Below are 12,147 nucleotides of genomic sequence, written 5' to 3'. Positions count from 1 at the left end.
CGACGGAGCCATCGGGACCCGCGGGGTGCCGGCGGTACGGCCGTGCTCGCCGGGGGAGAGGGATCCCGGCCCGCCGGGGTTGCCCGAGGATGCGTATCCCCGAGAGGTTGGCTGGAAGTGGACGTTAATTCCACGATCAGGTCGTCTTGGCGAGGAAGTCTATGAGTCAGCTGTGAATCATGGTATTGCCCGCTGTGCGGGCGGTGGCAGCCCGGGAGCGCCCCACACCGGGAACCAGCGGGACAGGTCGGACTCCATGCGCAATTCCTCGGCGAGCAGCGCCCGGACGCTCAGCTCCAGGGCGTTGTCACGGCGCTCCTCCGCACCGGGGACCGGGGCGAACGGGTAGAAGGTGCCCCGTTTGTAGAGATAGACCAGGCTCAGCACCCGCTCACCGGACTCCTCCCGGAAGGCGAACAGGGAGCACAGCAGCTGCGGGCCGAACCCCGCCTCCTCCAGCAGGGTGTTGACCGCGTGCACATCGTTGACCAGGGAGACGAGATCGTCGGGCGGGCGCCGCAGCGGCAGCCAGGTGTACCCGTACGCGTCCTGCTCGAACTCCGCCACGACCCCGCCGCCGGCCGGTGCGCCCCCCGGCCACCCCGGGCCGGAGCCGTCGGAGCCCGCGGGGGTGCCGGAGCCGTCGGGGCCGTCGGCCGCCAGCAGCTCCCGTACCTCCGTACGGAGCCGGGCGAACGCCCCGCCCTCCACCCCGGCGAAACACACCGAACCCGATCCGGCAGGGGCGAAACCGGCGCCCGCCTGGAGGGTGATCGCCGCCCCCGGCACGCCGAAGAGCCGGTCGAGGTCGGGGCGCGCCGCCCGGCTGCGCCCGAGGATCACGTCGAGGAGACCCATGGACCCGCTCCCGTCAGGGCCGGGACAGCCCGGCCGAGATCCGGGCCAGCTGCTCCAGCCGCCGTTCCAGCGGGGGGTGCGAGGCGAGCAGCCGGGCCAGGCTCTCCCGGGAGGAGAAGGCCGGGGCGAACCAGAACGCGTTGTACGGCTCGGCCCGCCGCAGGTCCCGCGTCGGGATCCGGGCCATCTCCCCGGTGACCTTGGTCAGGGCCGCCGCGAGCGCGGAGGGCTTGCCGGTCAGCAGGGCCGCGGCCCGGTCGGCGGCCAGCTCCCGGTAGCGGGAGAGCAGCCGGGTCAGGAGGAAGCCGATCACGTAGACGGCCGCGCTGACCAGCGGGATCAGGGCCATGGCGAGGGCGGCGTTGCCATTGTTGCGCCCGGCGCGGCCGAGCCCGCCGTAGAGGGAGATCCGGGTGAGCAGCCCGGCCAGCACCCCGAGGAAGGAGGCGATGGTCATCACGGCCACATCGCGATGGGCGATGTGGGACAGCTCGTGCGCGAGGACGCCCTCCAGTTCCTCGGGCTCCAGCCGGCGCAGCAGCCCGGTGGTGACGCAGACCAGGGCGGTCCGTCTGCCGCGTCCGGTCGCGAACGCGTTGGGCACGTCGCTCTCGGCGAGGGCGACCCGGGGCTTGGGCATGTCCGCGAGCGCGCACACCCGGTCCACGGCGCCGTGCAGCGCGGGCGCCTGCTCGGGGGTGACCTCCCGGGCGCCCATGCCATGCGCGGCGATCTTGTCGCTGAACCAGAACTGGGCGACGAAGAGACCGGCGGCGATCAGCAGGATCAGCGGCCAGGCTCCCCGGACCAGGGCCAGGAGGACCCCGACGAAGACCACGTAGAGCAGGCCGATCAGGAACATGGTGGTCACCATGCGTGTCGTCAGTCCCCGGTCCGGTACGTACCGGGACCGGGTCCGGGTGGCTGCCATCCGATCACCTTCCGGACAGTGTCGAACTCGCCCCCCTCACTCGATTGTGCTCCTTCGGCGGGTCCCGCGGAGAGTGTGCCGGTGCGCCGCCGGTACGCCGCCGGTGCGCCGTCGGTCATGCCGGGTGCGGGCGCCGCGGCCGGGGACCCACGGCTGCCGGCCGGTCGCCCCGGCACCCGGAACGCGGGAATCCGCACCCGGGCGCGGCGATGGCGCGGCGATGGCGCGGCGATGGCGCGGCGATGGCACGGCGAGACCCGGCCATGGCGCGAATCCATGGCCCGGCGTGACGGCCCGCATTCTGCCAGTGACGCCCCGGTGTTTGTCGAGGGGGTGCGGGCAAGTGGTTCCAGGGCGATCCGGAATCGAAGATTCCGTTGGTGAAGTGGCCCCGTGGCCTGTACGGTACGCAGCCCCGGAGCCCGTTTCTCCGGGGTCCTGCCCCCCTTGGCACGCCGCCGACGCCGTGCCGATGTGTCCGCCGAAGTGGGGGGTTGACATCGAAAGTTGGTCTAGTCCACCTTGGTGGCACGGAGGTCCGGCCGAGGGGAAAGACCCGGTCCGACCTTCTGCCGGAGAGCGACGAAGCCAGCCGGTTCGGCCATCACCACCGCCCGTCCCGCGGTCCGCCATGACCGTCGTGGGGCGTCGATTCCAAGGAGGGAAGCACCCCGGCTCACCCCTCGCGGAGTCCTCCGGAGTGACCCGCCGGTACGACGGGCCGTTCCGCCACCTGTGACACCACGGCCCTGTGGATCGCCCGTCCGTCCCCGTCCGACGTGCCCCGCCGCCCTGCGGGGCCGCCCCACCCGGCGGCCCGGCTCCGGCCGGGGCGAAGCGGCGTGAGCGACCCGATCCGTCCCTGCCGTGGCGCGTGCCGAACCGACCGCCGTCCCCCGCCCCGCCGTCCCTCACCCCGCCGTGCCGTGCTCCGCCATGCCCGGAGCCGGCCGACCCGGCGCCCCGCCGGACCACCGCCACCCCTCCGTCGTGCCGTCCCCTGCAGTCCCCCGCCGTGCCCCGCGCGGCCCCGGCCCGGCCGGTCCCGCCCGTACCCGACCGCCCCACCGCTGCTGACCCACCGCACAGTCCCGATTCCCGTCGAGCATTTGGAGAAACCGCATGCCCGCGCAGCCCGGATATCTCTACCGAGCGCCATCCCCCACCCCGTACTTCAGCCATGACGGCGAGTCATATCTCGCCCAGACACAACTGCGTGACATCGAGAAGTCCCATAAACTCCGGGTCCTTTCCGACGCCGATTTCGCCTTCTGGCAGAAGTACGGCTACGTCGTGGTCAAGGAGGCCATACCCCGCGAGTCCGCGCTGCGACTGCTCGATTTCGCCTGGGAGTTCCAGGGCCTCGACCCCGAGCGGCCGGACACCTGGTACGAGGAGCGGCCCTTCCGTACCGACCTCGATCGCGAACTGCACGTCTACGGCTTTGTCGAGGCCTATCACCACCAGCTCATCTGGGACAGCCGGCAGAGCCGCCGTGTGTACGACGCCTTCGTCGACGTCTGGGACTGCGAGGAGCTGTGGGTCACCCTGGACCGGCTCAACCTCAACCCGCCCAATGTGAAGAACCGGGACCGCGCGCTGATCGCCCCCACCGACAAGGGGTTCGACATCGAACTCCACTGGGACGTCGACACCACCCTCGGTGTGCTGCCCCAGCGGGTCCAGGGCATCATCGCCCTCAACGACACCCGCCCGGACCACGGCGGATTCCAGTGCTCGCCCGAGCTGTTCCACCGCTTCGAGCCGTGGAAGGTCGCCCAGCCCGCCGACCGCGACCCCATCCGGCCCGACGTCGACCGGGCCGAATTCCCCGTGGTCCGGCCCGAGCTGGCCGCCGGCGACCTGCTGATCTGGAACGGGCTCCTCGCGCACGGCGTGGCCCGCAACACCTCCGAGGACGGGGTGCGGTCCGTGCAGTACCTCTCCATGATGCCCGCGCTGGAGTCCCACGAGGAGCTGCGGCGCTCCCGCATCGCCTCCTGGCGCGACCTCAGCACCCCGGACTGGAACGGGACCCTCGTCGGCGACGCGGTCAAGCACGAGTCGCTGCGGTACGACACGGCCACGCTCAACGACCTCGGAAAGAAGCTGCTCGGGCTCGAATCCTGGCGCGGGTGACGACCGCGTCCCCACCCCCACCACGAGACTTCCGGCACGAGGAGAGATCCGGCATGCAGAAGATCTGCCTTACCCTTCCCACCAACCGAGAGTGCGCCGCCACGATATCCGCCGTCGCCCAGGAAGCCGCCGAAGCGGCCGGGCGATTCGGTGCGGAGGTGCACCTGCTGATTCTCGACTCCTCCGAACCCGGGGACCGCGCCGCCCATTCCCGGGCCATCGAGGAGATTCCCGCGCACTCCGGGGTGGTCGTCCACCACCTCGACGAGCAGCGCCAGCGCGAATTCCTGCGGGAGGTGATCCACCGTGCCGACGCCCCCAAGTCCGAGCTGCTGCTCGACCTGATGCTCCCGGCCGGCGTCTCCTACGGAGCGTGCACCAACCGCGCCTTCCTCATCGCCGCCGCCCTCGGCTGCGCGTCCACCCACCGCAGGGACTCCGACAGCCGCTACCAGAGCCTGGACGGCGAGCCCGTCCACCCCCTCGTCCAGGAACTCACCTTCCTCGGCCGGCGGGCCGCCGACGCCGTGCCGGACGCCACGACGAGCACCCTGACCGACGACGACCTGACCAAGCCGATCTCCCTCGTCGCCGCCTCCTTCGTGGGGGAACTCTCCGTCGACATCGCGGAGATCGAGGAGCAGGACCCCGCCGCCTACCACGACCTCGTCAGCCTGTGGGGCCCGGCCGACCTGACCGACGAGGAGAAGGCCCGCCTGGTCGCCGAGTCCTTCCGGGGCGCGGGACACACCCCCTTCGCCGGGGACGACTCCCTGCTGTCCCGGGTCGACCCCATGCACGTGGACATGTGCAACACCGCCTTCCACCACGACGTGTACGAGAGCGTCCCGCTGCCGCCCGCCGTCGACACCATCGGCAGCGACTACTTCCTGTTCCACACCCTCCAGTGCGCGACCCTGCCCGGCGTCCGGCACAACCGGAACATCGTCAACTACTACACCGCCGAACGCCGGACGGACGCCGGCTTCGCCGCCTACCACGTCCGGTACGTCAAGTTCCTGCTGTCGATGCTCTACTTCAACACCGTCTACGACCGCATGGAGCAGGCCGGTTCCGGGCTCCTCGACGCGGACCTGCGGCTGCGCGCCGGCACCATCGCCGGCTTCGTCCGGGACAGCGCCGGTCTCGACCGCGCGGAGAACACCGGCAGGCTCGACACCCTGGACCGCGCCTACCGCCGGCTCGGCGGCCGGTACACCGACGTCGCCGACCTGCTCCAGGCCCGGGGACCCGCCCTCCTGGACGAGGCCCAGGCCGACATCGAGGACTTCGCCCTGCTGCTGGAGAACTGGGCGCCCCTGGTCCGCGCGAGCAGGTCCACCGCCGTCCCCCGCACCGACCCACGGCGGGAGCGTACCGGCGGATGAGCGCACCACCCCAGCCGGCCACGGCCCGGCCGCAGGTCACGCCCCCGCCGTGGGGCGTGACCCGGGCGCCCGACGTGCCCCCGCGGCTGCGCGCCGCCCTCGCCGCCGCCGACGGCGACCGGATCGTCTTCGACCTCCCCGGCATCGCCGAACGCCACGCGACCCTGCGGCGCGAACTCCCCGGCGTCGCGGTCCGGTTCGCCATGAAGGCCTGCCCGGTGGACGAGGTGCTGACGCTGCTCGCCGCCGGCGGCGCCGGCTTCGACGCGGCCAGCCCCCAGGAGATCGCCCAGGCCCTCGCCGCCGGCGCCCCGCCCGGCGCTGTGCACTTCGGCAACACCGTCAAATCGGACCGGCACATCGGCGAGGCCCATCGCCTCGGCATCCGGGACTTCGCCACCGACAGCCTGGAGGACGTCACCGCCATCGCGGCCCACGCCCCCGGCGCCCGCGTCTTCTGCCGCCTCGCCACCAGCGGGGACGGCGCGCTCTGGGGCCTCAGCCGCAAGTTCGGCTGCTCGCCCGCCGACGCGGTCCGTGTCCTGGAACGCGCCCGCGACCTGGGGCTGACGCCCTCGGGGCTCTCCGTCCACGTCGGCTCCCAGCAGATGACCGCCGAGGCGTGGCGCGACACCTTCACCACCCTGGCCGACACCCTGACCGAACTGCACCGCCGGGGCATCGAACCCGACCACGTCAACCTCGGCGGCGGGCTGCCCGCCCTCGGCTACCTCGACCGCTGGGGCGAACCCCTGAACCCCCCGCTCGACAAGATCTTCGCGGCGATCCGCGAGGGCATGGAGACCCTGCGGCGGCTCTCCCCGTCCCCGCTGGACTTCCTGATCGAACCGGGCCGCCACCTCGTCGCCGACCAGGGCGCCATCCGGGCCCACGTCGCCCGCCTCTCCTCCCGCCGGCAGCCGGACGGCGAGCCGCAGCACTGGCTCTACCTCAGCTGCGGCAAGTTCAACGGACTGTACGAGATGGACGCCGTCCGCTACCGGCTGGTCTTCCCCACCCACCCCGGCGAGGACGTCGTACCCGCCGTCGTCGCGGGCCCCACCTGCGACAGCGACGACGCCTACGGGGTCGACGGCGAACCCACCCGGGTGCCCCGCACGGTGGCCTCCGGGGACCCCGTGTGGATCCTCTCCACGGGCGCGTACGCCACCAGCTACACCACCCGGGGGTTCAACGGCTTCCAGCCCCTCCCCTACGGCTGGACCGGCGACCGCCCACAAGCGGAGGGCCGCGGCTAGGCCCTCTCTTCCGGATCTTGCTGGGGCTCGCGTGCCCTGGCACCGCACCTCGCCGCGTTGTCGTCAATCGCCGCTGCTCCGCAGGGACTCATTCCTCCGCCTTGCGATGCACGGCACCAGACCCCGCTCCCTCACCCAGCCTGATCCGAAAGAAAGGCCCTAGATGGACCACGACATCGAGGTCCGGGAGATCGCCCCCGGCGACTGGGACGCGATCGTGGCCCTCGAAGCCGGCGCGTACGCCGACTGCGCGCTGTCGGAGGACCGGGCGGCCCTGGAGTCCAGGGCCGCCGCCTCACCGGCCACCTGCTTCGTCCTGGTGCGCCGGGTACGGCTCGCGGGTTATGTGCTCGCCCTGCCCTACCCCCGGTTCCGGTTCCCGGACCTCTCCCAAGCGGAGGACTCCGTTTTTCACTCGCCCAATCTCCATCTGCACGACCTCGTCGTCGCCCGCGAGGAACGCGGCCGCGGGCTCGCCCGGCGGCTGCTGCGCCAGCTCACCGCGACGGCCCGGTCGCGGCAGTTCGAAAGGATCTCCTTGATCTCCGTTGAGGACAGCCGGCCCTTCTGGTCGGCGCGGGGCTTCGAACCCCATCCCGAGATACCGCTCCCGGAGAGCTACGGCACCAGCGCGGTCTACATGTCCCGGGCCCTGACCGACGGAGCCGGCCGATGAGCATGCTCAAGGTCCGCGACGACTTCCTGCGGGCACAGCTCGCGATCGGCGCGCTCTTCCTCTTCCTCGGCTTCCAGTACGCCACCTGGGCCGCCCGGCTGCCCGCCCTCAAGTCGAAGCTCGATCTCGGCGAGGCCGAGATCGGGCTGCTCCTCATGGCCTGCGGCGCGGGCGCGGCGGCGTCGTTCCCGCTGGTGGCCGTCCTGATGCGGAAGCTGGGCTCCCGGCGGCTCGCGCTCTTCTCGGCCCTCGCCCTCGGCGCGCTCCTCCTCGCGCTGGCCGCCGCCCCGAACTACCCGGTCGCCGTCGTCGTCATCTGCCTCGACGGAGTCGCGGTCGGCGCCCTGAACGTGGCCATGAACGCGCAGGGAGCCGCCCTGGAGGCCGCCCACCAGCGCACCACCATGGGCAAGCTGCACGCGACCTTCAGCGCCGGATCCTTCCTCGCGGCACTCCTCGCCTCCGCCGTCACCGCGCTCACCCCGGCCCTGGCCGCGCACTTCGGGATCGCCACCGGGCTGCTGCTCCTGGTCCTCGCGTACTCCGGCCCGGGGCTGCTGCCCGAGGACCCCGGGACGGAAGCGGAGCCGCAACCTGCGGAGGAGGCGGCGGCCGGCAAGCGCCGGGGGCTCCCCCTGCCGTCCAAGGTGACGATCTGGATGGGGGCCGCCATGGTCTTCGGCACCGTCACCGAGGGCTCCATGAACGACTGGTCCGCGCTGTACATGGAGGACGTGGCCGGCGCGTCGGAGAAGGTGGCGCCCCTGGGCATCGCCGTCGTCTCCGTGATGATGGTGCTCGCCCGGATCTTCTCCGACAGCTGGCGCTCCCGCTGGGGCGACGGCCGGATCGTCCGCGTCGGCAGCGCCCTCGCCGGTACGGGGCTCGCGCTCGCCCTCCTCACCGGCGGCGTGGTCCCGGCGCTCATCGGGTTCGCCTGCATGGGCCTCGGTATCGCGGCCGTCACCCCCTGCGTCTACGTCGCCGCCGCGAAGCAGGGGCCGGACGCGCTCTCGCTGGTCGCCGCGACCGGGACCACCGGGCTGCTCGCCGGGCCCGCGCTCATCGGCTTCATCGCCAGTGCGAGCAGCCTGGCGTGGGGCATGGGCGCGGTCGCCGCGTCCGCCGTCCTGGTCTCCCTGTGCGCCACCCGGATCCGCTGGGAGCGGCCGGCGGGCGACGCCTGAACCAGGACCGGGCCGTGTGGGGCGTGGGGCCGCGCTCCCGCACCATACGGCCCGTACTCCCCGTCCGTGACAGACCCGTACCCGCCCCCGTGACGGTCCCGCACCTCACCAGCGGATCGCGGCGAAGTCCACCGGCCGGGGCCGCAACCCCTGGACCCGCTCCGCCAGCCGCCCCAGGCGCTGCGCCATCTGCGGCGGCGGCAGCCGCTTGCCGCCCCCGTGACCCGGCAGGACCCACTCGCAGCGCAGCCGGTCCACGGTCCGCGCCAGCGAGGCCGCCAACTCCCGTACCGAGTACCACACGACGCTCTCCGCGATCTCCAGATCGTCCGTCGTGCGCGCCCAGTAGAAGCTGTCCCCGCTGAAGCAGTACCGCTCGTCGGCGATGTAGAGGACGGACCCCCGGGTGTGCCCGGGGAGCGGATGGGCGACCATCCCCGGGCCGACCGGCACCGGCTCCGTGCCGCGCAGGACCCGGTCGGCGTCGGGAGCTGCCTCGATGTCCCCCTCGTGGATCCACAGGCGCGCGCCGAAGCGGTCGGCGTACACCCGGCCGTGCGCGGCGTGGTCCTGGTGGGTGAGGAGGACATCGGTGACCGGCCCCAGCCGCTCGAACCGGGCGGCCAGGGACTCGCTCCAGCGCGGGGTGTCGACCATCATCAGCCCGCCGCCGGGCCGCCGCACGAGATAGGAGTTGGCCCCGGCGGTCCGGGGCGAGTTGTGCCCGCAGAGCAGGACCGTGTCGTCCAGGGCCAGCGGATACGGGTCGGCCGCCGGGTCGAGTCGGCCGGAGGCGGGGCGGATGGAACGGGTGTGGCAGGCGAACGCGGCCAGCCGCATCCGGTGCTCCTCCGCGGCGTCCCGGGGCTGGCGCACCACCCGCGAGGTGCGCCCGGCGCGGACGACGAGCCCCGGCGCGAGCTGCCGGGCGACGTCGCAGTCGGTGCAGCGGTCGTCGACGGACCACCCCCCGGTGCCGGTTCCGGGCCGGCCCCCGGGCGGGGGAGCGGACTCGGGCAGGGGCGGGGTGGGAAGGGATTCGCTCGTGCGGGACTCGCTCATGCGGGACTCACTCCTCGGAGGGCTGCGCGGTCGCGCCGGCTCCCGGGCGGCCGGGGCGCGGGCTGCGGGGCTCCCGGGTTCTCGCGTTCCCGGGGCTCCGTGCACGCCAGGGTCCCGGTGGCCGGGGCGGGGCGAAAGAGGGGAGTGCCCCTGATCGCGGTGATGGGCCCCGCCTCCCAGGTGAGCCCCGCCCACCCACTCGGCCATCACGTGATATGTCGGTCATATGGGATTGCAGAGCCGGTGTCGACGGTATCCGGACTTCACCACTCCGGGCGTCCCGCACGCCCTTTAACCCCTGACATACCGGCCCCTGTGAAGAAAATAGCGATGACTTTCGGCCACCTCCGCGGCTACCGTCCTCCCCATGTCTCTCACCGTCACCACCCTCGCCGAGCGGCCCGGACTGCTGGAGCCGCTGTGGGCCATGCCCGACACCTGGCCCGCCTTCATGGAGGAGGACCCGGTCGGCTGGGCCTGCTTCGGACGTATTCCCGCGGAGTTCCCGGAGTATGTGCTGATCGCCACGGACGACGGCAGTGGTGAGGTGGTGGCCCGCTCCTTCAGCGTGCCCTTCCGGCTGGCCGGGGAGGACCGGGGCGAACTGCCCGACCGGGGCTGGGACCAGGTCCTGCTGTGGGCGTTCTCCGATCTCCGCCACGGGGTGCGCCCGGACACGGTCAGCGCCATCGACATCACCGTCCGGTCCGGCCGCCAGGGCGAGGGCCTGTCCGGTCTGATGCTCGCCGCGCTGCGGGAGAACGTGCGGCGGCTCGGGATCGGCGGCCTCGTCGCCCCGGTCCGGCCCAACGCCAAGCACCGAGAACCCCGCGCGGACATCCACGAGTACGCCTTCCGGACCCGCCCCGACGGTCTGCCGCACGACCCGTGGCTGCGGGTCCACGCCCGGGCCGGCGGGGTCGTCGAGCGCGTCGCCCCCGTCTCCATGACGATCGCGGGCTCACTGGCCCAGTGGCGGTCCTGGACCGGCCTGCCCTTCGCCGAGGCGGGCACGGTCGAGGTCCCCGGCGCGCTGGTGCCCGTGCGCTGCGAACCGGAGGCGGACCACGCGGTGTACGTCGAGCCCAACGTCTGGGTCCGGCACACCGTCTGACACCCGCACCGCCCGCCACCCCCCGGCCGTGGTCCGGGGTGGTGGCGTCCGCGCGCTCACACCACCCGCAGCGCGAGCGGCAGCGTCAGGAGCGCCAGCAGCGTCTGCCCCGCCGTGATCGCCGACATCAGGGGCGCGTCCCCGCCCATCCGGCGGGCCAGGACATAGGCCGAGGCGGCCGTCGGCAGCCCCTGGATGAGGACGACGGCCGCCGCCGCCGGCCCGTCGAGCCCCAGCAGCCGGCAGAGCCCCGCCGCGAGCAGCGGCAGCGCCACCAGCTTCACCACCGAGGACAGCGCCAGCGCCCGCCCGGCCCCCGGCGCCCGCCGCCACGACAGCGCCGCCCCCACGCAGAGCATGCCGCAGGCCAGCGCCGCGTCACCGAGGATCCGCGCCGTCCCCGTCAAGGGCTCCGGCAGCGGCAGCCCGGAGACGTTCAGCGCCAGCCCCGCGACGCACCCCAGGATCAGCGGATTGGTGGCCAGCTGCCGCGGCAGCGAACCCGGCGCCGCGCCCCCCTCGCCATGCCGCACCAGCACCGTCACGCACACCACGTTCACCAGCGGCACCAGCACCGCCGAGGCCAGCGCGAAGAGCGCCACCCCGTCCGTCCCGTACAGGCCCGCCGCGACGATCACGCCGACATAGGTGTTCAGCCGGATGCTCCCCTGCACCACCGACGTGAACGCCGGTCCCGCCAGCCGCAGCACCCGGCGCAGCGCGAGCAGCACCCCGGTCACGGCCAGCGTCGAACCCGCCAGCGCGCCCAGCATGGGCAGCGGATCCACCAGACCCAGATCCGCGCCGGCGATCGAGGAGACGAAGAGGGCCGGCGACAGCACCACATAGGTCAGCCGCTCCAGCGGATCCCAGAAGGCGCGACCGCCCAGCCGGTCGCCGCGGCGCAGCCACCAGCCGAGGACGATCAGCAGGGCGACGGGGACGACGGCATGCAGGGTGACGATCATCGGCCGAGCATGCTGTCATGGGTCAGTGCACTTCAACCATGACAACCGGACCGGCCCGGAACTGGCGGCGGCCCTGGTCAACGCCGAGGACGACACCGATCTGGAAGCACTGCTCCGGGATCACGACATCCGCCGGCCCGCGCTCGACGAGCGGTCCGCCGCCGCACTGCGCCAGTGGGCCGGCCGGCTGCGCCCGGTCTTCACCGCGCCCGGCGCCACCGAGCGGTGCGCCGTGCTCAACGCCCTGCTGGACGAGGCCGCCGGCCGCATCCATCTGACCACCCACGACGGGCTCAGCCCGCATCTGCACCTCGTCTGCGACGACGAGGACGTGGTGGCCAGGGTCAGGGCCGTGACGGCGGGCGGCCTCGCGATCCTCAGCGCCTGGACGGGCGGCACCCGCCTCGGCGCCTGCGAACGGGCCCGGTGCGCCCGGGTCTTCGTCGACAGCTCGCGCGGCGGACGCCGCCGCTACTGCACCGCCCGCTGCGGCAACGCGGACGCGGTCGCCCGCCACCGGGCCGCCGCCCGCCTGCGCTGATCTTCCCGTACCCACCGGGAACCT

11 protein-coding genes are annotated in these 12,147 nt (G+C 73.2%); 7 read left to right on the top strand and 4 right to left on the bottom strand.

The window, feature by feature from the left end:
• Positions 1 to 177 precede the first annotated feature (177 nt).
• Positions 178 to 858 carry a PspA-associated protein PspAB gene (gene pspAB / locus SYYSPA8_RS21720; RefSeq protein ID WP_323448928.1) on the bottom strand — a complete coding sequence of 227 codons (681 nt, stop codon included), beginning with the start codon at positions 856 to 858 and terminating at the stop codon, positions 178 to 180.
• A 13-nt stretch (positions 859 to 871) separates the two neighbouring features.
• Positions 872 to 1,789 carry a zinc metalloprotease HtpX gene (gene htpX, locus SYYSPA8_RS21715; protein ID WP_323448927.1) on the bottom strand — a complete coding sequence of 306 codons (918 nt, stop codon included), beginning with the start codon at positions 1,787 to 1,789 and terminating at the stop codon, positions 872 to 874.
• Positions 1,790 to 2,911: 1,122 nt separating this feature from the next.
• Here htpX and SYYSPA8_RS21710 point away from each other — a divergent pair.
• The 5 genes from SYYSPA8_RS21710 to SYYSPA8_RS21690 all read left to right on the top strand — a co-directional run bounded on the left by SYYSPA8_RS21710 (position 2,912) and on the right by SYYSPA8_RS21690 (position 8,438).
• Entirely contained in the window at positions 2,912 to 3,928 is a 1,017-nt protein-coding gene (locus SYYSPA8_RS21710; protein ID WP_323448926.1) for a phytanoyl-CoA dioxygenase family protein, read from the top strand.
• Between the two features lie 53 nt (positions 3,929 to 3,981).
• The gene (locus tag SYYSPA8_RS21705; RefSeq protein WP_323448925.1) at positions 3,982 to 5,316 is read left to right on the top strand and encodes a DUF6271 family protein; all 1,335 of its coding nucleotides are present in this window, start codon (positions 3,982 to 3,984) and stop codon (positions 5,314 to 5,316) included.
• Entirely contained in the window at positions 5,238 to 6,575 is a 1,338-nt protein-coding gene (locus tag SYYSPA8_RS21700) for an alanine racemase (protein ID WP_407706057.1), read from the top strand. Before SYYSPA8_RS21705 ends, SYYSPA8_RS21700 begins: the two co-directional genes overlap by 79 nt.
• A gap of 163 nt (positions 6,576 to 6,738) precedes the next feature.
• Complete coding sequence (locus SYYSPA8_RS21695) at positions 6,739 to 7,251, top strand: GNAT family N-acetyltransferase (RefSeq protein WP_323448923.1); 513 nt, start codon at positions 6,739 to 6,741, stop codon at positions 7,249 to 7,251.
• A gap of 2 nt (positions 7,252 to 7,253) precedes the next feature.
• A complete protein-coding gene (locus SYYSPA8_RS21690) occupies positions 7,254 to 8,438 on the top strand; it encodes an MFS transporter (protein WP_323449113.1) in 1,185 nt (394 codons plus the stop codon).
• Between the two features lie 105 nt (positions 8,439 to 8,543).
• Here SYYSPA8_RS21690 and SYYSPA8_RS21685 read toward each other — a convergent pair whose 3' ends face one another.
• Positions 8,544 to 9,500 carry an MBL fold metallo-hydrolase gene (locus SYYSPA8_RS21685; RefSeq protein WP_323448922.1) on the bottom strand — a complete coding sequence of 319 codons (957 nt, stop codon included), beginning with the start codon at positions 9,498 to 9,500 and terminating at the stop codon, positions 8,544 to 8,546.
• 367 nt (positions 9,501 to 9,867) lie between these two features.
• On the opposite strand from SYYSPA8_RS21685, the gene SYYSPA8_RS21680 reads away from it, so the two are divergent.
• Positions 9,868 to 10,614 carry an N-acetyltransferase gene (locus tag SYYSPA8_RS21680; RefSeq protein WP_323448921.1) on the top strand — a complete coding sequence of 249 codons (747 nt, stop codon included), beginning with the start codon at positions 9,868 to 9,870 and terminating at the stop codon, positions 10,612 to 10,614.
• Positions 10,615 to 10,670: 56 nt separating this feature from the next.
• On the opposite strand, the gene SYYSPA8_RS21675 is transcribed toward SYYSPA8_RS21680, so the two are convergent.
• Positions 10,671 to 11,582, bottom strand: coding sequence for an AEC family transporter (locus SYYSPA8_RS21675; RefSeq protein ID WP_323448920.1), 912 nt, complete (start codon positions 11,580 to 11,582; stop codon positions 10,671 to 10,673).
• A gap of 25 nt (positions 11,583 to 11,607) precedes the next feature.
• Between SYYSPA8_RS21675 and SYYSPA8_RS21670 the strand changes: the two genes are divergently transcribed.
• Positions 11,608 to 12,123, top strand: coding sequence for a CGNR zinc finger domain-containing protein (locus SYYSPA8_RS21670; protein WP_323448919.1), 516 nt, complete (start codon positions 11,608 to 11,610; stop codon positions 12,121 to 12,123).
• Positions 12,124 to 12,147 lie beyond the last annotated feature (24 nt).

Source organism: Streptomyces yaizuensis (genome assembly GCF_034961445.1).
GTDB classification, from domain to species: domain Bacteria; phylum Actinomycetota; class Actinomycetes; order Streptomycetales; family Streptomycetaceae; genus Streptomyces; species Streptomyces yaizuensis.
Note: the sequence above shows the minus strand (reverse complement) of the source record. Positions and strands in the feature narration are given on the sequence as shown.